General features: G+C 46.2%; 19 protein-coding genes and 1 riboswitch. Of the genes, 9 read left to right on the top strand and 10 right to left on the bottom strand.

From position 1 onward, the window contains the following. Positions 1-123: 123 nt before the first annotated feature. Positions 124-816 carry a hypothetical protein gene (locus SHD_RS17665; RefSeq protein ID WP_023268376.1) on the top strand — a complete coding sequence of 231 codons (693 nt, stop codon included), beginning with the start codon at positions 124-126 and terminating at the stop codon, positions 814-816. A gap of 11 nt (positions 817-827) precedes the next feature. Next, positions 828-1,538: a 23S rRNA pseudouridine(2604) synthase RluF gene (locus SHD_RS17670; protein ID WP_023268377.1), complete on the top strand. Its 711-nt coding sequence runs from the start codon at positions 828-830 to the stop codon at positions 1,536-1,538. A gap of 122 nt (positions 1,539-1,660) precedes the next feature. On the opposite strand, the gene SHD_RS17675 is transcribed toward SHD_RS17670, so the two are convergent. After that, positions 1,661-3,118, bottom strand: coding sequence for an OmpA family protein (locus SHD_RS17675; protein WP_023268378.1), 1,458 nt, complete (start codon positions 3,116-3,118; stop codon positions 1,661-1,663). Positions 3,119-3,574: 456 nt separating this feature from the next. On the opposite strand from SHD_RS17675, the gene SHD_RS17680 reads away from it, so the two are divergent. Together SHD_RS17680 and SHD_RS22075 are read left to right on the top strand one after the other, a co-directional pair. Next, complete coding sequence (locus SHD_RS17680) at positions 3,575-4,519, top strand: DUF2971 domain-containing protein (RefSeq protein WP_023268379.1); 945 nt, start codon at positions 3,575-3,577, stop codon at positions 4,517-4,519. A gap of 186 nt (positions 4,520-4,705) precedes the next feature. Further along, complete coding sequence (locus tag SHD_RS22075; protein WP_023268380.1) at positions 4,706-4,858, top strand: hypothetical protein; 153 nt, start codon at positions 4,706-4,708, stop codon at positions 4,856-4,858. A 145-nt stretch (positions 4,859-5,003) separates the two neighbouring features. Here the strand turns inward: SHD_RS22075 and SHD_RS17685 are convergent, their stop codons facing one another. The 3 genes from SHD_RS17685 to gbpA all read right to left on the bottom strand — a co-directional run bounded on the left by SHD_RS17685 (position 5,004) and on the right by gbpA (position 10,554). Further along, a complete protein-coding gene (locus SHD_RS17685) occupies positions 5,004-7,160 on the bottom strand; it encodes a S46 family peptidase (RefSeq protein WP_023268381.1) in 2,157 nt (718 codons plus the stop codon). 226 nt (positions 7,161-7,386) lie between these two features. After that, positions 7,387-8,562 carry an aromatic amino acid transport family protein gene (locus SHD_RS17690; RefSeq protein WP_023268382.1) on the bottom strand — a complete coding sequence of 392 codons (1,176 nt, stop codon included), beginning with the start codon at positions 8,560-8,562 and terminating at the stop codon, positions 7,387-7,389. Between the two features lie 561 nt (positions 8,563-9,123). Further along, positions 9,124-10,554: an N-acetylglucosamine-binding protein GbpA gene (gene gbpA / locus SHD_RS17695; protein WP_412085516.1), complete on the bottom strand. Its 1,431-nt coding sequence runs from the start codon at positions 10,552-10,554 to the stop codon at positions 9,124-9,126. Between the two features lie 152 nt (positions 10,555-10,706). Further along, positions 10,707-10,802: riboswitch (cyclic di-GMP riboswitch) on the bottom strand. 401 nt (positions 10,803-11,203) lie between these two features. Between gbpA and SHD_RS17700 the strand changes: the two genes are divergently transcribed. Then, positions 11,204-11,761, top strand: a complete 558-nt coding sequence (locus SHD_RS17700) for a TMEM165/GDT1 family protein (protein WP_023268384.1) — start codon at positions 11,204-11,206, stop codon at positions 11,759-11,761. A 65-nt stretch (positions 11,762-11,826) separates the two neighbouring features. Here SHD_RS17700 and katB read toward each other — a convergent pair whose 3' ends face one another. The 6 genes from katB to fkpA all read right to left on the bottom strand — a co-directional run bounded on the left by katB (position 11,827) and on the right by fkpA (position 19,066). Beyond that, positions 11,827-13,287 carry a catalase KatB gene (gene katB / locus SHD_RS17705; RefSeq protein ID WP_023268385.1) on the bottom strand — a complete coding sequence of 487 codons (1,461 nt, stop codon included), beginning with the start codon at positions 13,285-13,287 and terminating at the stop codon, positions 11,827-11,829. Between the two features lie 344 nt (positions 13,288-13,631). Then, positions 13,632-13,877, bottom strand: coding sequence for a YgjV family protein (locus SHD_RS17710; RefSeq protein WP_023268386.1), 246 nt, complete (start codon positions 13,875-13,877; stop codon positions 13,632-13,634). A 52-nt stretch (positions 13,878-13,929) separates the two neighbouring features. Then, positions 13,930-14,367: a PaaI family thioesterase gene (locus SHD_RS17715; RefSeq protein ID WP_011623775.1), complete on the bottom strand. Its 438-nt coding sequence runs from the start codon at positions 14,365-14,367 to the stop codon at positions 13,930-13,932. A gap of 108 nt (positions 14,368-14,475) precedes the next feature. Continuing rightward, positions 14,476-14,928, bottom strand: a complete 453-nt coding sequence (locus SHD_RS17720; protein ID WP_039978636.1) for a hypothetical protein — start codon at positions 14,926-14,928, stop codon at positions 14,476-14,478. Between the two features lie 118 nt (positions 14,929-15,046). Beyond that, positions 15,047-17,659 (bottom strand): extracellular exonuclease ExeM, encoded by a 2,613-nt coding sequence (exeM, locus tag SHD_RS17725; RefSeq protein ID WP_023268388.1) that lies wholly within the window; start codon positions 17,657-17,659, stop codon positions 15,047-15,049. A 636-nt stretch (positions 17,660-18,295) separates the two neighbouring features. Continuing rightward, the gene (gene fkpA, locus SHD_RS17730) at positions 18,296-19,066 is read right to left on the bottom strand and encodes an FKBP-type peptidyl-prolyl cis-trans isomerase (RefSeq protein ID WP_023268389.1); all 771 of its coding nucleotides are present in this window, start codon (positions 19,064-19,066) and stop codon (positions 18,296-18,298) included. Positions 19,067-19,219: 153 nt separating this feature from the next. On the opposite strand from fkpA, the gene SHD_RS17735 reads away from it, so the two are divergent. The 4 genes from SHD_RS17735 (at position 19,220) to SHD_RS17750 (ending at position 22,395) form a co-directional block, all read left to right on the top strand. Beyond that, the gene (locus SHD_RS17735; RefSeq protein ID WP_023268390.1) at positions 19,220-20,170 is read left to right on the top strand and encodes a WD40 repeat domain-containing protein; all 951 of its coding nucleotides are present in this window, start codon (positions 19,220-19,222) and stop codon (positions 20,168-20,170) included. A gap of 9 nt (positions 20,171-20,179) precedes the next feature. Next, positions 20,180-20,392, top strand: coding sequence for a SlyX family protein (locus tag SHD_RS17740; RefSeq protein WP_011716034.1), 213 nt, complete (start codon positions 20,180-20,182; stop codon positions 20,390-20,392). Positions 20,393-20,454: 62 nt separating this feature from the next. Beyond that, a complete protein-coding gene (gene def / locus SHD_RS17745) occupies positions 20,455-20,985 on the top strand; it encodes a peptide deformylase (RefSeq protein WP_039978637.1) in 531 nt (176 codons plus the stop codon). A 9-nt stretch (positions 20,986-20,994) separates the two neighbouring features. Next, on the top strand, positions 20,995-22,395 hold the full coding sequence (locus SHD_RS17750; protein ID WP_039978638.1) for a COG3014 family protein: 1,401 nt from the start codon (positions 20,995-20,997) through the stop codon (positions 22,393-22,395). The last annotated feature ends 3 nt before the right edge of the window (positions 22,396-22,398 follow it).

The raw sequence follows: 22,398 nt of genomic DNA on the forward strand, positions 1-22,398 counted from the left end.
CCCTTTGTTTTTATCTGGGTAATCATATGAATCTCGCCTAGACTTGCCTTCATTCGAGGATTCAGGCAAGTTACACGCGATTGTTCGCCATATTTCGCCCTATACATTGAACTCAAAATCACAATGAATCTGCAGCATGAGCCCAGTTTTTACGACTTACATCGCCTAATCACTTGGTTGATTGTGGGCGCTGCGCTGCTGAGTGCCACCGGGGTTATCATAGCGCTTTACGCCGAATATCAAGTTGTATGCACTCCCGCCCTGTTTATGCGTGCCGATTTTCTCGGTGACTATATCAACTCGCCCCTCGCGTATGTGTTTAACCTCGGCTTACTCGCCGCGGGGATTTGTATGTTGGTCTCTATGGCTGGGCTCTACTTACTTAAACTCGACACCTTTAGCCAATATATTACGCTCACTGGCGCCTGGGTTGGCACCTCGGTGATTTTGATGGGGATTTTCCCGATTAACTTTTTGACCATGCACAGGCTGGTTTCGACGAGTTATCTGTTAAGTACGCTAACCCTGCATGCCTTGGTGATTATCGCAGGAATCGTGCCTAAACTTATCTGTCCAAGACCTTTGTTTTACTTGAGCTTATTAAGCTTTATCAGTGCCATTAGCCTGAGCTTACAACTGGATTGGAGCCAACTGGACTTCCCGCCCTGCGATACGGGCAATCACTTCTGTTTTGTTGCCGCCAATATGTGGCTGCAAACAAACCTTAATATTATTTGGTGCTTAAGCCTCGCATTTGCCATGCGTCGTTTATCCAAAATCCTGTATCATCGCGCCCAAGTCCATCACCCGTTTTAGCTTAGTCATTTATGCGTCTTGCCAAATACCTTGCCCAATGCGGCATTAGTTCACGCCGTGAGGCCTGCCGCTTGATTGAGGCCGGACGCATCAGCCTCAATGGCAAGATAGCCAAGCATACCGATGCCGTGCATTTCGATGCTGACGGTCACTGTCTTGATAGCCTCTGCTTAGATGAAAAGCCTATATCGGGCACCGAAGCGCTTACTTATTGGATCTTCAATAAAGCTGTAGGCACAGATTGCCGTTTGTTAGACGCCGATAAATCCAGTTTGCTGCATTTACTACCAACCACACCAAGACTCTACCCTGTGGGCAGATTAGACAAGGATTCCCGCGGTTTATTACTGCTGACTAACGATGGCGAACTCACCCATAAACTGATGCACCCCAGTTTTGCCCACAGTAAAACCTATCACGTACAACTCGATAAGCCCTTCAACGATGCCTTTATCGAGCAAATGGCCAGCGGCGTGCAATACAAAGAAGTACGCACACTCCCCTGCCAAATCACACGGTTAAGTGCAGACCGTTTTGAAATTGTGCTGACCCAAGGGTTGAATCGCCAAATTCGGCGCATGTCCAACGCCTTAGGCTATAAGGTGATTGACTTGCAACGCGTCGCGTTAATGACATTAACCCTAGGATCCTTAGCCGAAGGCGAAATGCGACCACTCAGCCCAGAGGAAATTACAGCGCTTAAAGCCGCTGTGACGATTTAGTGGAAGACAAATGCCTGCGCGAACAATATCTGCCAATGAACGCCAATGCCAGTAAAAACGCCTGAGATGGCTCAGGCGTTGTTGATGAAGCTAAAGTAGCCTTTCAAGCTGATGACCTTGAGCTACTTTTTATCGGAACGAAGCACTAACTCCACTCTGCGATTCAATTTTTGTCCTGCATCATTTGTGTTGCTGGCCACAGGGCTGTATTCCCCGTTACCGTGGGCAGTTAATTGGGCCGACGGAATTTTAAACCCGTCACTCAACTGCTTAATCACAGCTGCGGCGCGGCGCTCCGACAAGCTTTGATTGTAACTCCGCTCGCCCTTGTCATCAGTATGTCCGACCACATAGAAACTCAGCGTGGGGTTCTGCTTAAGATAGCTCGCGAGGACCTCGAGTACTGGCTTAGACTCAGGTAACATACGCTCACTGTCATAATCAAACAACAATCCTTCTAACGTCGCCTTACCTGTTTGGCTAATCGCATCGGTCAAGGCATCGAGGTCGATCGCCACACGATCATCCTTCAGAGTAGAGAGTTCCATTACCCTAAGCGTAGTATCGGCAGGTGTGCCATCGAAATATCCTTGGGAATAGATATCGAAGTAAACATCGCCCTTGGCGTGACTCAGCTTAAACAGCTGATACTCCTGCCATTCGTCTTCTTTATCATCCTTGATTAATTTGATGGCATTGATCAGGCTATCATCCTCGCCGCAGGCCGTACCTTTACAGTGGAATACCCGTTCAGCCTGCAGCTTTTGTGCTGCTGCGGCATAATTGCTGTTGATTTCAAACAACGAGTAGCTTTCAGGCATCTGATAAGTTATTTGGGTAAGCTTGGCGTCCAGCGGTTTGGTTTGATAATCTGCGCCTGAGATCCCCACCAATACAGGCACTTGAGTAAAGTTAGTTTGTTTGTAACTGGTAATATAACTGCCGGGCATGCGCCCCAATAAAGGATGGTCGGTCGCGCCTTGAGCATCATCACTGCGCCTATCTTTAATCTCAACGTCCTTCGGCGCCTGCTGTAAGAAGTCACCATTCGCTTGGATCAAATCCAGCGGCTCAGGGATAGCGTCGAGGATATCGACCTGCAGGTAGGTGTATCTATCCTCCCGATTGACGACATAGATACTGGTGTAAACCTCACCGCGAGTACCTTTCAGTTTTGCCGCCACGTAAGCACTGTGATAGTCGGCATTCACACTTTTAAGTGGCTTTAGCTGAGTTTGCATGGTTTGACCATCACCGCAGGTGGCGGCCTGACAGCTAAATAACACTTCAGCATTCAGTTTTTTAAGCTGTGCCAAATAGTTATTGATCACATGCTCGGGACTATACCCCTCTGGTAACTCAACGCTTTGTCGAGTCAATTTCCCTGATACAGGCAACAGAGTGAACTTGTCACCATTCACTGCGGTGATAAGCTCAAAGGGTGTATAGTGGATGCGCTTTTCTTCAAGCGATTTGGCGTCAGGGAAGGGAGTAAACAGCGATTCAGCATTCACCGAAAAAGTAGCGACACCGCAGGTCGCAGTCAAAAATACAGCACTCAGTAACGTCTTATGTCCCATAAAAAATCCTTTTCTGTAGGGAAAGTTAGCCCTCGCAAACCAACTAACTAGATAAAAAATAGTGACGGGATAATACGATAAAATTTTTTACCTAGGTATTAAACGACATAAAAGTAATACTTTTTATTGAAAAGGAAATACGAAAATACTGAGATACCCAGCTTTTAATAGCGTGGTAATAACCTCAATCTATACTTGATTCAACATTGCACAAGGATGTTTATATGCCACATCCTTACGGTACTCAGATAAGATTTGAACGATCCTTTTAAATCAGTCACTCATGCCATTGTTGGTTCTGATGTCGTAATCCTACTTTTGACGCCTCATATTCAAATCATTTTACCCAGACCGTATTGTGGGCAAATCGAAAGTGCATTATGTTGTTGATTTATAATGGGTGGCTTGATTTACCTTCGTATGTGTCGAATTTTTAAATCATGATTAGAGCAGAAAATGTTAGATAAAATATATAAATACATGCCTTTACGAAAAGAGTTTTTTGTTAACTTTCTGATTCGTGGTAGTCAAAAATATGCACTAAACGACCCATTTGAATTACGTCCAAGTAGCGGTAATGCACAAAAAATACTTGCAGAGAACTCATACTTTGACTTCGCAGTTGTTTCATTATCTGAAACCAACAACAATCTTCTGATGTGGTCACATTACGCAGATCAACACAGAGGTATCGTTATTGAGTTTGATACAAGTCATGAGCTTTTCGAAAGTTATACTCCATTTCCTGTTACAACGTTTGATCCTAATTTAGATGCTGATGTGCTTGATCATGAAGAGACCAATAAAAGGTTAGCGATAAAAGCAGGTAAGTTACAGCGGGTGCGTTACAACTCACATAGACCGAGTTTGACTAATTTTGAAAACATTCTGGAGCACTTTCTCGTCAAAAGTGACGAATGGATATATGAAAAGGAGCATAGAATAATTTTGCCGTTGGTTACTGCTGACAGAATAATTGTTCATGAAACTCATTTACCTGATATTGAGTTTTACGTAGAGTCACCAGAAGTTCTTGAGCAAGAATTTATTGGTAATGGTATGTATATGATTAATCTAAAAGAGCCTTTACTCCAAGAGGCATACAGATTGATCCTCTACGACGATGAACATATTGACAGAGAAGATTTAGTTCTCGCATTTGTGGACAACGTGATTAACGAATACCTTCGAAGAATATCGGAAGATCCACGAACTATTTTTCTCTACCGTCTAGAGCCTAAAGCTATAAAGTCAGTGTATTTTGGTTGCAAAGTTGATCAGGTAGAAAAAAAGTATATTGTTGAGCGTATTAGTAAAAACAAAGAGCTCTGTCATATTAAAGTGTTTCAAGCTGAAGTTAGTGATAAGCGTTTTGAATTAAACTTCAAAACTAACAAATAAGGATAGGCGGAGCGTAGCTGCGACCTTAACCCAAATGTTGATCAAGCCCGGTGCTGATTGTTGACACTTTATTATGCAAATAGCGATTGAGAATTTGTTCTGGCGAATAATAAATCGAGCCATCCATTGTTAAATACTTAGTGAGCTTTAACTCAACAGTCAACACTAATGCTCACAAGGTGAGCCATGGTAATTAGCGAGACGACCGTCCGCCTCAAGGACGAGGCGGTAGAGCATCCACGGATGGACTTGCTGCGTGTCGACGAGTCAATGCCATGGCGTACCGATCAATACAGCTATCTCAACAGCCAATACAGCTATCTCAACAGCTATCAGTAGTCATTGCACAAAAAATAGCGATAAACTCACTGAGTTTATCGCTATTTTGATGTGTTGCTATTGCAGTCTTTTTAAACGCTACATCACACTTAAATGCTGATAATCCAGCCATTATAGGCCGCACCATTGCTGATGCGGCGGTGGCTTACTTAACGATTTCCATCTCGGCTAACAGGTTGTCGGCATTATCTAAATACTTCATCACCCACAGCATATAACGGCTATCGACTTGGATTGAGCGGTTGATATTGTCGTCGTACGCCCAGTCACCGATGATGCTTTCATACACGCCATCGAACAGTAAACCCACTAATTCGGCGCGGCCATTTAGGGTTGGAGAGCCTGAGTTACCTCCAGTTGTGTCTAAGGTCGACAGGAAGTTTACCGGCACAGAATCGATGGCTTTCACATAGAAATCACCGTATTGCTTCTGCTTGATAAGCTCTAACTGCTTTTTCGGCGCATCGAATGGGTCAACGCCAGTGTCTTTTTCCACTATGCCTTCGAGGCGAGTAAAGGGCTTAGCCACTAAACCATCTTTAGGTTCATAACCTTTAACATGGCCAACGGTCACGCGCAGGCTAGAGTTCGCATCTGCGTACACTGGCTTACCTTGTTCACGGTTATAGGCGATGATGGCATCCATATACTGCGGACGCACTTTCATCAACTCGCCATCTAACTCTTTCTCTTTCTTCTCTTCGCTCATGTTGGTGTCATACATGGCCACGGCGAATTGAATAAAAGGATCCTTAGAGGCTTTGAAATCATCAACGGATTTTTCCATCCAAGCTAAACGCACATCTTTGTTGCCCAGCTCGGTTTTGGCGTACATTTTGTCTAAGGTTTTCGCAAGTTTAGCTTCGTTAACCTTTTTATCGATACCAAAGGCTTTATCCATTGCAGGTAAGCGCTGTGCCTCAGGTAACGCGGCATAACGTTTAAGCATATCCAAGAGAACAGCCTTATCGACACTTGGCGCATAACGGCGGTCGATACGTTCCATGCTTGCCTTGAAACGTGTCATATCGCGGTCTTGGAAGCCGGGTTCACGTTGCATATCAGGCAATTGCTTCTCATGGGCTAAACGGTACAGATTGGTCGCCGTTGGCACCATAGTAGTGTTGCCAATGTAGCTTAAAATCATATCCCGTTCTTGATGGGCTTTGCTCTTGGCGATCAGCGCGTCTAATTCACTTAAGGTTTTACCGTATTTGGCTTCGCGGCTGCTGTCTTTAGCAATCCATGCGGCGAGCTCGGCTTCACGGGCCTTGCGGTCGGCTAACATGGTGGATTTGCCATAAAACTCAATCATCGAGGTGAAGTTTTTAGCGTAGTTCGCTAAGCCTGCGATTTGGCTCTCGTACTTAATGCGCTCGTCGCTGCCTTCTGGCGCCGTTTCTTTGATGATTTCAATAAAACGTTCGCGAAGCATCTTGCCTTCTGGGTAAGCCCATTCGAACTGATTTTGCACTTCGTTCGCGGTGCGGTATCTGTTGGTACGGCCGGGGTAACCCGCTACCATCACAAAATCCCCTTCGCTCACGCCTTTGGCCGAGACTTTTAAGAAGCTCTTAGGCTCGTACGGCACGTTGTCGGCGCTAAATTCGGCTGGTTTACCGGTTTTAGACACATAGGCGCGGTAGAAGGAAAAGTCGCCCGTGTGGCGCGGCCACATCCAGTTATCCACATCGCCGCCGTATTTACCGACGCTGCCCGCAGGGTTATAGACCAAACGTACGTCGCGGATTTCTAACTGTTTTACCAGATAGTATTCTAAGCCACCGTGGAAACTATACACTTGGCAGCGGTAGCCTTCGTCCTTTTCACACTCGGCAACGAGTGCTTTTTCTTGATTCTCAACACCTTGATAAAACTCACGGCCCGTTTTGTTTTCAAGCCCAGCGTTAACGCGCTCAGTCACATTAGTCACCTCTTCGGTGACATAAACGCGAGAACCAGGCGCCGCAGGTAATTCATCGGCAAAGGTCTTAGCTAAGAAACCGTCCTGTAACAGGTTTTTCTCTGCAGTCGAGTTATATTGAATCGAACCATAGGCACAGTGATGGTTTGTCACAACTAAGCCTTTTGGCGATACAAAGGATGCCGTACAGCCACCTAGGCTGATCACAGCATTCATGGGGAATTCGGTCAGTTTGGAAATCGATTTCGCATCAATCTCTAAGCCTTTCGCTTTGAGTTCGTCGGCCATTGCGGGCAATTGGTGTGGCTGCCACATGCCTTCATCGGCATGGGAGGCAAAACTCGCCGCCACGGCAACTGAGAGTAACCATTTTTTCATTATCTTAAGTCCGTTTTAGGTGAAGAAAGCCGAGCACTTGCGAGGCCATTTCTTATATTTATTGGGATAACATGCCGCTTTGATTAATGCTAAAAAGCAAAAAGTCAGGCACAGGGCCTGACTTTAGCATATCGCACGCACTCAATAACAGAGTTTGAAAAACTCGCTTACAAAGCAAATACATTCATCATTACTTACCTACTTAAGTACGCTAAATGACCTTAGCTTACAGCGCGACAAATAACTGAGCGCCGATAATCACCGCGCCTAGCAGACCCGCAAGACCGAGAGCAAATGCCCCACCAGACACTTGGTATCCCTGCGGCGCGGCTTGGCGTTGACGCAATGCCATCACAATCGGCAGGAAAATAATCATCACCACCAGCGGCACAGCGGCAAAACCTAATACGGCAACAAAACCTTCGGGGACATAGAGCGCGCATAACAGCGGTGGCACAAAGGTTAACAGCCAGGTTTGGGCGCGGCCGAGGAAGGTCTTCTTCGCGCGGGTCAGTTCGGCCACAAAATCATACAGGCTTAAAGTAACCCCAAGAAAAGAGGTGATTAAGGCTAAATCCGCAAACAGCGAAATACATTTGCTGATCCAAGGCGTGTGGGCAATCTCTTGTAATGCACTGATAAGCGCAGGTAAAGAGCCATCAAAGCTACTGATTTCGGTGCCACCGACTGTACCTAAGGTCACCACTAACCAGAAGATATAACAAGCGAGTGGAATGGTTGAACCGATTAATAATACCTTACGCAGTGAAACGGCATCGCCATCTAAATAACGCACTAAGGTCGCGATACACACGTGGAAGCCAAAAGAAGTAAACACCACAGGAATCGCCGCCATCCAACTGCTGGTCATGGATTCGGCCACCGCACTGGTTGCCATACTCGAGATACTGACTTCGGGCAATAAAAACAGCACGACCACAATCAGTAATAAAATCATCAGCGAAAACAAGAAGCGCGATGCTTTATCGACCCAAGCCACACCTAAGGCAGCAAATCCCCCCAGCACTAAGGTAAACAGCACCACCGCCAGTTGGTTGTCTAATACGAGGTCGAACATATTTTTGGCTTTAAGTACTAACAGCGATGAGCCGCCCGTCAAATACGCCGCCGTTAAGGCAAAGAGTAAGCTGAGAAAGGAGGCGCCTTGCACCATTTGGCCTTTCTTACCGAGGAGTTTGCCCGTGATGGCATGGACGTTATCACCGACGCCGGATCGCAGGTTAATCTCAAGCATTAACAATGAGGTATAGGCTGACAAGCCCCAAATCACCACCATTAACAAAATGGCTGGCACCATGCCTAAAGCGGCCGTGGCTAAGGGTAAGGCTAACATTCCCGCGCCAATGGCGGTCCCCGCGACAATGGCTATCGAGCCTAACATTTTTGAATTCACACAATTATCCTGTTCAAGTATTAATTATTATTTTTTAAGGTTTTTTGAGTAGATTTGAAGGATAAAGCCTTGCGCACTCTGTGATTAAGCCAACAGCAATCTCAAACGAAAGCGTCACTAAACTTAAAGCATCCAATCCGATCTCAAAGAGCAGATCAATTGGCCCCAATAGCTTTTGAATATTTCAACCCAGTCGCCATTGAGGCTAACTAAATCGTTTGCAGAAAAGTGACATTAATTTCAACCGTGATTGCCTTAGCAAAGCAGCGACATCGCGCGTAATAGAAGATAGCTAGGGACATTAACAGAGCCTATCCCAGCGGGCAAGCCAGTTATAGACAAAGATGACGCTGCTTTGGCTATCCGAAGGGGAAATGTGAGTAAAAGATAAAAAATCGAGGCGGATCTGTTATCAAAACAATAAACCCTGCAACACCTGTGGCATTGCAGGACTCATCTTTTGGCTTTGCGATTCGCTCACGGGGATGATGGGATTGCGCAATGTCGCGGAGTAACACGACTCACAATCCCTTATTCCCTGTTAACAGGTTACAGCTCAGTCCAGGCCATAGCCCAAGAGTCGCCGACACCCGGTTCGAATCCGGTTGCCGTTGGCGACCATTGCACGCAATAACCGCTATAGGGCCAAGGTTTACATTGGTAGACTTTGCCGGTTTTAGGTTGCAGTACTTTGGTACCCGCGACATAGTTTTTAATGCCCTCGGGGAAGACAAAGTCGGCATCGGGAGCAGTGGCTTGATCTTTTAAGAACAGATCGAAGTTTTGCTGGATAACCTCACCTTGCTTAGGCTCGCCCTTCACCTGTAAGTGATAATGCCCCGCCTTTGGTGCAACAACATCAATCACTAGACTCGCGCTCGTATTATTGACCGCTTGCGTGACATACCCTGCTGCCGTGCCATCGTGGCTAAACAGGTAAGCCGAGACCTGCATATCGGTATTAGTGTTAACATCGAAACTGACCTTTGCGGCACCATCGACAATAGTGTAGTCATCGGCCAGTGACGTGACATTGAGCTGATTGCCCGGCGCAGGCGCAATATCAAAGCTCACTTCCACTCGCTCTAGACCCGAATTTGGCGCGGCATAAATTTCATTTTTACCGTAAACGGGCGAGATCACGCCAGAGGCATTCTTCTGACCAGCCTTAAGTTGTGGCTGCTGGGCGTTAATAGCGCTGGCTAACAGGAAAGGCCAATTTTGCTTGGCGCCTTGGGTGGCATCGGCAATGGTTATCTTAGTTTGCTTGGCAGTTTGCTCACCGTTGGCGTCAAACACCCGCGTCATCACCTTATCACCCGCCTTAAGATCGAGTGACGGATTGATATCACCAATATCGGCCCATTCACCGGGTACAACAGGACCTGAACTAAAATTCACATCAATGGCATTGTAGAAGCTGTTAGTGGTGTCACCCACTTCCCACACGGCCAAAATCACGTGATAACCGCTTCTGTCTTCAGGCACATAACAGTTATGTGTCACTAACTTAGGCGGCTGCACCATGCCACCGTCGACCACACAGAAGGGGGCTAAGTCAAAGCTTGCTCGACTCAACGCTTGGTTTTGATCCCACCCTTGGCGAGTTAAATAGTAACGCCAATTGCGGGTCACATGGTTAGCGGTAAACTGCCAAGAAAAGTCATTCCAACCCGCTTTGATATCGCGCTTAGACCAACGAGTTGGGCTCTGTTCATCCAAGGGAGAAAACGCCCCGTTGGCTGCGCTGGCAATTTTACCGTCTGCCGGGCCTGATTCAGGAAAACCTGATGGACCTTCAACACTTTGCGGCTCCCATTGAATGGCGCCACAGTTTAAATTGCTGCCAGTTTTACAGGCGTACGAGCGTGACTCTGGTGATACTACATAACCGTGGGCCGACGCCGTTTGGCTGACGAGCGCACTCGTGGCGCTTAAAGCTAAGGCAATAAGACTTAATTTGAGTTTAGCGTTTGTCATTGGTGAAAAAGCAGTTTGATGTTCCACTTTAATGTACTCCGTAGGTTGCCTTTCTCGACGAGATTGGCATAGGTATAAAAGTGGTATTTGGGCAAAACAGCATTAAGCAAAGCCGTTTATTTTTCAAAGAATTGAAAGCATCGGCTCAATTCTGAGGCAACCCCGCTATCTTAGTTACAACATCCCTTTACAACCTTAGACCGGAGGCTTTGCGTCCTAATTTTTCAATTAGTTTGCCAAATACGGTGGATCTTAATTCAAGTTAACAATATGTAACTTAAAATTAAGACAGGGTTAACCTAACAATAAAAGACAACGTTGTCAAAAATTAAAACGTTTAAATTCAATTAATTACAGAATGTTTAGCGGTAATTTTTTGGCACCTGTCAGATTTTATGCTATTCATCTTGACGAGTTTAACCTTGAAACAGACTCTTACTTGGGTATAATGCCCTCCTCGCTTCGGGGGAGTAGCTAACTGGATTTCGAACCATCGATATTCAGGGTGAACATCAACATACTTGGCCGCATGCCATGGTGTTCACAGCAAATCATCGATTTGTCCTGCAAGACCTGAGCACAGTAACCGCACCTAGGGGTGGACGGTCTATTGTGCTTATGTCAAAAACCACCCCTAAAAGGATCACACTTGGAAGCGTTACTCGCCTCAACCTTTACGGTTGCCATCGCCGAGATTGGCGATAAAACTCAACTGCTTGCCCTATTGCTCGCTGCAAGATTTAAAAATAAAACCGCGATTATCTTGGGAATTTTACTCTCGACTCTGTTTAACCATTTTGCCGCCGCTTGGCTTGGCCAATGGGCGATTAACTGGGTAAGCCCAGATGTAGCACGCTACTTGGTTGCCGCTTCCTTCTTTGCGATTGCGCTATGGGTGTTAATCCCCGATAAAGTGGACGCCGAAGAAAGCCGCTTCTATAAGATGGGGCCCTTTATCGCGACCTTTATTCTGTTCTTTATTGCCGAAATGGGCGACAAGACTCAGATCGCGACTGTCGTGTTAGCCGCTAAATACGATGCCTTAGCCATGGTGGTTGCAGGTACCACTTTAGGTATGTTGCTAGCGAATGTCCCAGTGGTTATTGCAGGGCATTTTAGTGCCGAAAAACTACCAATGAAGTGGATCCACCGGGGCTGCGCGATTTTATTCGCCCTGCTCGGCGTTGCAACCTTAATGGTTAACTAGTTGATAAAATGAAGATAAACCAAAAGGCCAGTGATAACACTGGCCTTTTTATCGGTTAATTAAGCTTATAACCCGAGTGCAGTTTGGATCCGTTGACCGTAATCCGCATCGGCCTTATGGAAATGCGCCAGCATACGTTGCTGCACATCCAAACTCGCTTGACGCAGTGAGCCTGAAATCGTTTCCACTAAGCGCGCTTTCTCAGCTTCGCTGAAGATGCGATACAGGTTACCCGCTTGCGTGTAATCATCCTGATTGTAACGGCTGTAACGTGCTGCTTCGCCATCTAAACGCAGTGGTGGCTCGGCAAAGTTAGCCGGTTCAACTAAAGCTCCAGCTGTGCTGTTTGGACCATAGTTAGCCGCGGCATCGCCACCGGTTTGGCTACCGTGGTAAGGGCATTGCGTTCCCGCCATAGCGCCAGCACGTTGGTGGTGATTGGCTTTAGTCGCATGTGGGCAGTTTACTGGTAACTGGTTGTAGTTCGCCCCAATACGATAACGCTGCGCATCGGCATAGGCGAATAAACGTGCCTGTAACATCTTATCTGGCGATGCGCCTACACCTGGTACTAAGTTGCTCGGTGCTAATGCCACTTGCTCGACTTCGGCAAAGTAGTTTTGCGGTAAACGATTTAGCTCTAACACACCAATTTCAATTAACGGGTAATCGCCATGTGGCCACACCTTAGTTAAATCGAATGGGTTGATATGGTAAGTATTAGCATCGGCCTCAGGCATGATCTGCACATTCACCGTCCAACGAGGGAAATTGCCATCGGTGATCGCCACTACCATATCGCGCTGGGATGAGTCAGGGTCGATACCCTTTAACTTATCCGCTTGCTCGTTGGTTAAGTTCACCACGCCTTGCTGCGATTTGAAGTGGAACTTCACCCAGAAACGCTCACCTTTAGCATTCCAAAACGAGAAAGTATGCGAACCATAACCATGCATTTGGCGGTAGTTTGCCGGAATACCACGGTCAGACATCAGAATCGTCACTTGGTGCATGGCTTCAGGGTTTAATGACCAGAAGTCCCACATAGCTTGTGGATCTTTAAGGTTCGTCAATGGGTTACGCTTTTGGGTATGGATAAAGTCTGGAAACTTAATCCCGTCTCGCAGGAAGAAAGTCGGCGTGTTGTTACCCACGATATCGTGATTACCACTGGCGGTATAGAAGCGCAGACCAAAACCACGGGGATCACGCTCGGCATCGGCAGAGCCCATTTCACCGCCTACGGTAGAGAATCGCACGAAGGTTTCAGTTTGCTTACCAACACCGTTAAAATGGTCAGCAATGGTGTATTCGCTTAAGTCTTTGGTCAGGGTGAAAGTACCGTATACACCTGTGCCTTTGGCATGCACAACACGCTCAGGGATACGCTCACGGTTAAAATGTGCAAGCTTTTCAATTAAATGCCAATCTTGCAGTAGTAAAGGACCACGCTCACCCGCTGATAACGAGTTTTGATCGTCAGCAATCGGGGAACCGCTTTGGCTAGTTAAATACTGTTGACTCATATCTTGCTCCTTAGTCTTTTCTGGTATTAATCCAAGATTCAATTAAATCGAAAATAGTAGCCATGGCTTATCTCCTTGGCGGACGACGTTTTGTCGATGGGATTAGAATAGAGAAAAATTAAAATTGAATAAAACGATTAATACAGATTCAAATAATCTGAATTTTAGATTAATAGAGAGTATTTAGAGCATTCGGGGGAGTAACGATCACTCCCCGAATGTGATGAAAGAGCCTGCAACAGAATAAAGATTATGCCCGATGTTAAACGAATCAACTTGGCAAAAATGAAAACTCGAACTTAAAACAAGCTAAGAATACTTACATTGATTCAAAGACATAAATATTAATCGCTGGCAGAAGCCGCCTGCTCACGATAGATGACGACTAAATAATAGATATCGATTAACACAATAAAAAAGTTAACAGCCGCCACCGGGTAAGCTTGTATCGCTATCCCATAGGCAACAAAAAGCATCGCACCAAACAAATTCAACCAACGTAATTTTTTGATGTCAGACATCATCAAAGAGATGGCTACCACCACAGACGCTAAATAACCAACCCATTCCCACATCATTGCACTATCCATATCACATCCTTTTTATCGATTGATACAACAGAAACAGGTTGGTTGAGCCAGATTAGCGTTTAACGACTGCCGCCGTCATCCGTGAAATACAGGTCAACTCCCCTGCACTATTATGGATTAAGATTTCCCACACCGAACTGCGTTTCCCTAGGTGAATAGGTTTTGCCGTTGCGGTTAGCACACCATTACGCGAAGCGCGTAAATGGTTGGCGTTAATCTCTTGTCCAACACAATAATATTGCTCGAAATCCACCGCAAAGTTTGCCGCATAACTGGCAACCGTTTCGGCTAATGCTACGTTCGCGCCGCCATGAACAATGCCTAAGGGATTATGTACGGCGGGCGTGGCTGGCATAGTCGCCTTCATATAGTCATCGCCAATCTCGCTGATCTCAATCCCTAGGGTCTGCATCAAGGTGCCTTTGCCCCCCATACCAGCATCTAAACGGGCACAATCCTCTAAGGTTACTGGTCTAAACCAAATACTCATTTCAACATCCTAGTAAAGAAAACCAGCTAGCAGTTTACTAAGAAGTGACTGAAGTTCAACACAAACGCATTGGCTTAATCAGTATGAGACGGCAAGGAGACGCTACGCCTAAGTTAACCAATGCTTTGTGACAGCCAAACGACTAAACCAGACTAAAAAAAGCCCCCATAGGATTACTACGCTCGGCATCACAAGAGCATCGCTGCCTAATACCGCTGCCGCCTGCTGGATCCCAAAGACATAGCCCATCTGCACCAATACGGCGACGAGAGACGCGAGCAACACTTTATAAGAGAAGGCCTTTTTAATGAGTAACAACAGACAACCGATAACGCCAGAAACCACCGCAAAACCAAACACAAAGTTGAGCCAAGCGGGTGTCGATTCATAGAGCTTTATTTGGTCAGGGCTCATCTGCGCCATGGCTTCGGGGGTGATGGTCATTTGAATAACAAACGCCAATAAGCCCATGATGTTCCATAACAAACTGATTAGTGCGACAAAATAGAACCACAGAGGTGCCTTTACTACACCAATAGAAGGGTTGGAGCCAGTCGCCATCTTCTCTTCTCCAATTGACGAATTAAACCCGATTCGAGCCATAAAAAAGGGATGGTAAAACCATCCCTTAGCTCTGAGTTTAGCTCACAAACTTAACCTTGAGCGTGCAAACTCTCGATTAACGGCGACGGCGTTGCAGGCCGAATAGCGATAGCAAGGCTAAGCCTAAGTATCCTAATGCACCACCATCATCCTTGGGTTTTGGCTCAGGTTTTGGTGGCTCAACAGGCGCAGGGTAGCTTAATGCCACAATCACTGGGTCATGGTCAGAGGCTGAGAAAGCATTCTCAGATTTGGCCAGTGCGCCAGAGAATTTTTTGCCGTATTCGAACAGGTTAGATTCAACCGAGTTGATATGCCAATCTTCGATATCCACTAAACGCTTAGCAAGACTAGTATTTGCTAAGGCATGGTCGAGGTTACCTAACTCACCGTTGTAGCTGTATGAGTAAGTACCAGCGCCATGGGCCTTAGTATTGAGGTTAACTAGGCCATAGCCCTTCTCAATCTTGCTACCTTGGCGCTCAAACACTTTGCCATTTAAGGTGGTCCAAGAGGCGGTCATAATATCTCTGTCAGACTTGCTCGCATCGTAGTCGGTCAATACGCGGATAGGATCTTCCATGCCGTAGGCATTCATATCGCCAATCACCAGCAGATCGCCTTTAACATCTTTCAAAGCTTCGCCAAGCACTTTAGCCGCTGACACGCGGAAGGCGTTACACTTGCCCTGTTGATCAGCAGGATCGACTGACTCTTCGAAGTTGACCCAATCTTCTAGACAGCCTGAACCTTTAGATTTTAGATGGTTAACCACAACGGTTAAGTTTTCATCATGGATCTTAAAGGTTTGCGCTAAGCTGTGACGTTGATAAGCATCGTTACCTGGGTTGGTCTCTGTTTTACCGTCTTTAGTGCGAGTCACACTGCCAGCGCTAGCGTGTTGTTCTGGCGTATCAATAGTACGAGCCGCACCCGCTAAGCTCACTTTGCCTGCGCGGTAGAGCATACCCACAGTAATGGCATCGCTACCGAAGTACTTACCGTCGTATTTATCTTCATCGGTGATTTCAACGAAACTATAAGCGTTTTCAGCAGTTTGCTTCTCGTTTAAGGCATCAACTAAGTTCTTAATCGCGCTCTTTTCACCAAAGCCGTTGTTAGCGATTTCCATTAAACCTACGATATCGGCGTTCATGGCGGTGATAGCGCTAACGATTTTCGCACGTTGCAGTAACATTTCCTCTTCGGTCAAAGCGCCGCGGTTACTGCCCGATGGATTAGTGTCACCACCGACAACATCGTTGAAGAAGTTCAGTACGTTAAAGCTAGCAACACGGATATCGCCCTTAGTTGCAACCGAAGGTGCGTCGGTTCTGTCATCACCACGGATAAAGTCACCAGCGGTAATGGTGTTAGTTGCCACTAAACGGTAAGCACCGTAGCTATAACCAATCACCCCTTCAAGGTTAGTCAGTTGGTCACCCACACGGATATAACCGGTTTCGACGTTAAAATCAGGGAAGTAAGGGATAACACCATCGGCTGGCTTGTAGTCAGACTCGATAAACAACTGATTTTCAAGGTTAGATTTAACTAAAGCAGTCGCTTCTGGAGATAATGCAGGATAAAGCTGAGTTGGCTTCATCAACGGCGCTTTGTAAGACACCAGCATATTATTACGACGGCCAGCATAATCGTAGCTGAAGGTACGACTGATCTTCAGATCGCTACCCGCATCCAGTTTCACGTTCATGCCTTCGTAGCGCTCTAATGCCTGCGCTAAGGTTTCGCCATCAGCAACATAGAATGGCGCAGCAGCAGGGACTTCGCCCTTGGTACCGACTTCGAATTTCTTGTCGGTTTTGATATCGATTTGGGTTAAGCCGAAGTATTCCTTCACCTTACCCTGAACGCAGACCTCAACCCCAGGTTGAATCGCTTCTGGTGGATTCTCACCTAAAAACACGAACACACCGTCTGAGGTGTATGGCGAGTTATCGCCCTTCACTTCTTGAAGGTAGAAACCTTTGAATAAGCTCTCGCCACGGGCAGTCACTACACCGCGAACAGTCACTTCAGTTTCAGACTCGAATGCGCCAGCTGGAACATAAGGGCTAGACTCACCCGCGCCTTGGACTTGATAAATAGGGACGATTTTCGCGCCGCTGCAGCTAAAGACTGGTGTTTCTGGCTCTGCTGCACCTTCTAGCGAACCTAAACCAGTGAAGGTGTCCTTAGGTAATTGTTCCCATTGGGCAGGATTAAAGACAGTGTTAGCGACTAATGAATCGAGTTTACGCTGCAGAGTGACATCGAGGCCCCAACCAGTCGGCGTTGGCACATCACCAATAATATCAACTACCGCACCATCTTTAACTAAGGCAACCGCATCACCACCGTTAAAACTTAAAGCGCCCGAAAAACTATCGACACCTTGAGGGAGAGTAATGGCACCACTTGAGTTAAGAATAACTTTAGTCGCTTTAGGCGCGATGCTTTGTCCATCTAATACTTGCATATCCAGCGCATCGGTTGCGCCGTCTTTATAGCGAACGAGTTTATAACCAGTGAGATCAATTGCGGTATCACCGCTGTTGTACAATTCGATAGCCTTGTTGTTTGAGCTACCTTCTACGTATTCAGTGATCATCACATCAGCACTTGCCATCATAGGCAAAGCAGCCGCAACAGCTAAAGAAATAGCCGTTAATTTATTAACATTATCCATATCAACAACCCCATTATTATAATATTGCCGCTAATTTTTATTAACGTGCGGGCGGATTATTCCAGAGTTGTAGGGCTAAAAAAAGGGGGCAAGATCTCACTATCCACGGATAACATATTGATGGAAATGTAATTTTACAGCCACAACTGTCTCATATAGAGAACAGTCAGATAAAACAAAAGTATTAAACAACAATAAAACAATAAGTAAGAAAGAGACAGCAACTTAGTCAAACCAAACAACCTGCACAAATAACAAACAAAAAATTAATATGATATTTTAATGATATTTTTAAGTATGACATACTGAATAAAGCAAGAGCTTTTTATAATTTAAATTATGGCAATTTATTTAAAACTTAATTATTTGATCATTATTTTGAAATATTATTCGTCGCCAAAATAATACCCTTTATCCGTCTTTTAAACACTGGTTCGATTTAAAAAGCCTAGCCGTTGGTCGTTTGCGAGATGATGTAAAACAGTTAAACAAGTCTCCCCATGGTTTTGTTTGTATCGATAACAGCACTCTTCAGGCATCTTTATTGCCATTTTTATTGCAAAAAAATACCGCCCTGAATGGGCGGTATTCTATGAGTGCAAAACTTAAGCAGAGTTAAGTTGTTATCACTGTCAATTACTTTTTAGCAGGCTCAGCCGCAGCTGCTGGCTGTGCTTTCTCAATAGACTTCAGCTCAACTTCAAAAATCAGCGTTGAGTTTGGTGGAATAGTACCGTTATCACGCTCACCGTACGCTAACTCTGAAGGAATAACGAACTTGTACTTAGCGCCAACAGGCATTAACTGTACACCTTCAGTCCAACCAGGAATAACGCGGTTTAATGGGAACTTAGCCGACTGACCACGCTTGTAAGAGCTATCAAACTCAGTGCCATCAAGCAGAGTACCTACATAATCCACTTCTACAGTGTCTTCAGCCGCTGGCTTGTCACCAGAACCAGGAGTTAACACTTCATATTGTAGGCCAGACTCTGTGGTTACTACGCCAGGCTTAGCTTTGTTTTCCTCGAGGAACTTTTTACCATCCTCAAGGTTTTTAGCCGCAATGGCTTTAGCTTGTTCTGTACGCTTGTCGTTTAACTTTTTGTCTAAGCCTTGAAGAATAGTTTGCATTTCTTCTTCGGTTAATTTCAGTTGATCATTCAAACCGTTAGTAAAACCCGTTACGATCAAAGTACGATCAACTGGCAGGCCTAATTCTTCTTGCTCTTTGATATGGCCAGACATATAACGACCGATTGAAGCGCCCACACTGTAGGCTTCTTTTTGTGCTTCAGTCGTTAATTCAACATTTGTGCTTGCATTTGTTGCTTTTTCTTCTTGATTACAAGCAGATAGGCCAATAACAGCCAATGCAACTAACGATAATTTATAAATCGATTTCATTAAAGCTTCCTCAGCATCCTCAAGCGGTTACAATAACCTAAGCGCGACAACTTTATACTAGTTATCTGGGTTATACCAACTAGATTCTTTATGGGTTAACTGTGATTAATTTCACTCTACCGGACTAGAGACACCAACTTTAGGAGCAAGTTCATGAAGAAAACCCTACTGCTGGTAATTTGCACACTTTTTTTAACGGCATGTCAGCCAAAAGCCGATGATATTCGTGTGGTTTCAAAGGAGCCATCATACAGTGCGAGTCTCTCGAGTGATGGCACTGTTGCCATTGTGGCCACCCAAAGCCAGGGAGTCCAATGTTGGGACTTAACCACTCATAGCCTCAAATACCAATGGGTACATGGCGATCTCAACACTGGCGTCACGGCCACCGCGATTTCGCCTAACGGTGAGTTCGCCGCATCGTTAAGCCGGGATTCAGTTGCCCTATGGACAATAGCCGACGGCAAATCCCTTGGATGGTGGTCACTGCCCGCCTCGGGTGAGAGTGTGGCTGTGGCGAATAATGGCGCCTTACTGATTGGCTTAAACGATGGCAGCGTAATGTCACTCAATGCCACTAAGACAGCATTGATTAAATTCTTAGGCCACAAGGAACGAGTGAATACGGTTGCGCTTTCCGCCGATGGCCGTATTGCCCTCTCAGGCTCCAACGACATGCAGGCTATCCTGTGGCAAGCGCAAACCGGCCAGCCTATCCACACTTGGGATATAGGTAGCCGAGTGACTAAAGTGGCTCTCAACGACAGCGGCAGTTTAAGCTTTACCAATGGCAGTACCAACGAGGCCAAAATTTGGGACAACAATAGCGGTAATGTTTTAAATCAATTAGCAATTAACCGTCGCCAAATGACCTTTTCAGCGGTACGCTTTGCCAAGCAAGACACTCAACTGATTACAGGCACGCCCGCGCGTGAAGTCATACTCTGGCAACGTCAAACGGGTAAACCTATTGCTAAGTGGCAAATTGCGCTGACTAAAAACAGCCAAAACCGAGGAGCCGTTGTATACTCTGTGGCAATTCGAGATACCAATAAAGTGGTTAGTATCAGTAGCCAAGGCCTAGTTGAGACTTGGCAGGAGTAGAGGTTAGTCATGCAAGGCGTACAAGAACAGATTGAAGAGCTGCAAATGAAATTGGCTTTTCAAGAGCTCACGGTCGAAGAGTTAAACCAAGAGGTTATTAAGCTGAACCAGCTTATTGCCAATCAGCAACATCAAATTCAGTTATTGATTGGTAAGCTAAAGGCGATGGAGCCCAGTAATATTGCGACCCAAGCAGAAGAAACACCACCGCCACATTACTAATTCAATAACGGATAATCCAATCCATTAACGACACTATGACCACTAAATATCCAGGGAATGCGATGTTTAAAGATGAGATGTTACCAGCCCCCAATCAGCCACTACCAATAGCCTTGGTGGGTGAAGCCATTTTAAAACAGCAGGCGGATGAAGTACGCGACTTTGATGAAAAGCTCAGTCATTTAGCATCGCAAATGGTGGCAAGCATGGTTGAGGCAAAAGGTGTCGGAATTGCCGCTCCTCAAGTCCATAGCCCACTCGCCCTGTTTATTATGGCATCCCGGCCAAACGAGCGTTATCCCGATGCGCCGCTAATGGACCCAGTCGTGGTGGTCAATCCACAGCTCTTGTCTGCCTCTGCGGAATTAGTTAGCGGTGAAGAAGGCTGCTTATCGGTTCCCGGCCAAAGGTTTAGCATTTGGCGCCACCAGACGATTGTAGTGCGCTATCAAGATCTTGCAGGCCAATGGCAACAGACTGAGTTAACAGGTTTTATCGCTCGTATTTTCCAACATGAGTTTGATCATCTACAAGGGATCACTTTGCTTGAACGCTCTCAAATGCCAGAACAAAAACTAATGGCAAGAAGGTAAACCACAGGCATGAAAACCACCTTCATATACTCTTTTATTAAACCCACACTTAGCACGCTAATGCTCGCCGCCATCTTAGGCTCGAGCGGCTGTGCCTATAACAGTATTTTTATTAATTATCCGGCACAAATTGCACCGATAAAACAACAGCTCAATACCGCAACGCCCATGGCGGATATCGACAAACTAGCCAGCAATATCCAAGGTAATGATGGCCTGCTCTACGCCCAAGAAGCGGGACGCGTGGCGCAGGTGGCCGGCGATTTTGCCAACAGCCGTAAGTACTATCAGCAAGCGGTTGAGGCCTATACTGCCTTCGATGACAAAGCCAAGATCAGCGCCAGCGATATAGGTGCAACGGCCACCAGTTTAGTATTAAACGATAATGCCATTCCCTATCGTGGCCCAGGCTACGAGCGCATTATGCTGCACCAATATCAAGCCTTGAATTACCTGTTCAGCGGTGACTATCAAGGCGCATTAGTGGAGGTTCGCCGCAGTAACGAGCTGCAAGGCTCTGAGCAGGAGCGTTATCAAAAGTCACAAAAATCCGTACAGGCGATGGCCAATGGCACCATAGATGCCGAAGTGAATAAGCTAGGCCAAGCCGCTGGCACAGTGACCAGCTCCTTCCTCAATGCCTACAGCTACTACACTACGGGTCTGTTGCATGAAGTATTAGGCGAGCCAAACGATGCCTTTATCGACTACCGTAAAGCGGCGCAAATCACTCCAGATAACACTTATCTGCAACAGGATTTAGTTCGTCTTGCCAAGCAACTCGGCATGCCGCAATACGATGAGTTTAAAAGGCGCTGGGGCGATGCCAAGCTTCCCAAGGCGGGTGAAGGCCAAGTGATTCTCATGGTCGAAAAGGGCTTTGTACCTGAAAAACAAGCGCTCACAGTGCCCTTCACTATCCATGGCAATTGGCAAACCGTCTCTTTGGCAACCTATGGACCGAACAATAGTTTTGTTGCCGAGGCTCAAGTGCAAGGCTTAGGCACAGTGTTGAAAACCGAGCCTATCGCCAATATCGATGCCCTAGCGATTAACGCGCTCAAGGAAGATTTGCCCGGTACTTTGGTTCGCCAAGTCGCGCGGGTGTATGCCAAATCGGAAATGGCCTATCAGGTCGAAAAAAGCGGTAAGCCCGGCAATAATGCTGCCGATATTGGCAGTATCGCGATGCAGATTTTTAACGTGGTCACCGAGCAGGCGGATCGCCGCAGTTGGTTGACCCTGCCGAAACAGGCGCAAATTGGCAGACGTTACCTCAATCCGGGGCAATACACACTGCAATTGGACAAGGCACCACCGGCCAAAATTGACGTTGCCGCAGGCAAGACCACCTTGGTCTGGGCAATTGATACTGGTAATTACACCCGAATTTATTCAATAATCATTTAACCT

It is taken from the genome of Shewanella decolorationis S12 (genome assembly GCF_000485795.1).
GTDB lineage: Bacteria > Pseudomonadota > Gammaproteobacteria > Enterobacterales > Shewanellaceae > Shewanella > Shewanella decolorationis.

Coding starts and splice junctions, on each gene's coding strand:
- gbpA (WP_412085516.1), bottom strand. CDS start 10,554: ATGACAAACGCTAAACTCAAATTAAGTCTTATTGCCTTAGCTTTAAGC.
- katB (WP_023268385.1), bottom strand. CDS start 13,287: ATGAGTCAACAGTATTTAACTAGCCAAAGCGGTTCCCCGATTGCTGAC.
- SHD_RS17670 (WP_023268377.1), top strand. CDS start 828: ATGCGTCTTGCCAAATACCTTGCCCAATGCGGCATTAGTTCACGCCGT.
- SHD_RS17750 (WP_039978638.1), top strand. CDS start 20,995: ATGAAAACCACCTTCATATACTCTTTTATTAAACCCACACTTAGCACG.
- SHD_RS17740 (WP_011716034.1), top strand. CDS start 20,180: ATGCAAGGCGTACAAGAACAGATTGAAGAGCTGCAAATGAAATTGGCT.
- SHD_RS17735 (WP_023268390.1), top strand. CDS start 19,220: ATGAAGAAAACCCTACTGCTGGTAATTTGCACACTTTTTTTAACGGCA.
- def (WP_039978637.1), top strand. CDS start 20,455: ATGTTTAAAGATGAGATGTTACCAGCCCCCAATCAGCCACTACCAATA.
- exeM (WP_023268388.1), bottom strand. CDS start 17,659: ATGGATAATGTTAATAAATTAACGGCTATTTCTTTAGCTGTTGCGGCT.
- fkpA (WP_023268389.1), bottom strand. CDS start 19,066: ATGAAATCGATTTATAAATTATCGTTAGTTGCATTGGCTGTTATTGGC.
- SHD_RS17680 (WP_023268379.1), top strand. CDS start 3,575: ATGTTAGATAAAATATATAAATACATGCCTTTACGAAAAGAGTTTTTT.
- SHD_RS17690 (WP_023268382.1), bottom strand. CDS start 8,562: ATGTTAGGCTCGATAGCCATTGTCGCGGGGACCGCCATTGGCGCGGGA.
- SHD_RS17665 (WP_023268376.1), top strand. CDS start 124: ATGAATCTGCAGCATGAGCCCAGTTTTTACGACTTACATCGCCTAATC.
- SHD_RS17675 (WP_023268378.1), bottom strand. CDS start 3,118: ATGGGACATAAGACGTTACTGAGTGCTGTATTTTTGACTGCGACCTGC.
- SHD_RS22075 (WP_023268380.1), top strand. CDS start 4,706: ATGGTAATTAGCGAGACGACCGTCCGCCTCAAGGACGAGGCGGTAGAG.
- SHD_RS17710 (WP_023268386.1), bottom strand. CDS start 13,877: ATGGATAGTGCAATGATGTGGGAATGGGTTGGTTATTTAGCGTCTGTG.
- SHD_RS17715 (WP_011623775.1), bottom strand. CDS start 14,367: ATGAGTATTTGGTTTAGACCAGTAACCTTAGAGGATTGTGCCCGTTTA.
- SHD_RS17720 (WP_039978636.1), bottom strand. CDS start 14,928: ATGGCGACTGGCTCCAACCCTTCTATTGGTGTAGTAAAGGCACCTCTG.
- SHD_RS17685 (WP_023268381.1), bottom strand. CDS start 7,160: ATGAAAAAATGGTTACTCTCAGTTGCCGTGGCGGCGAGTTTTGCCTCC.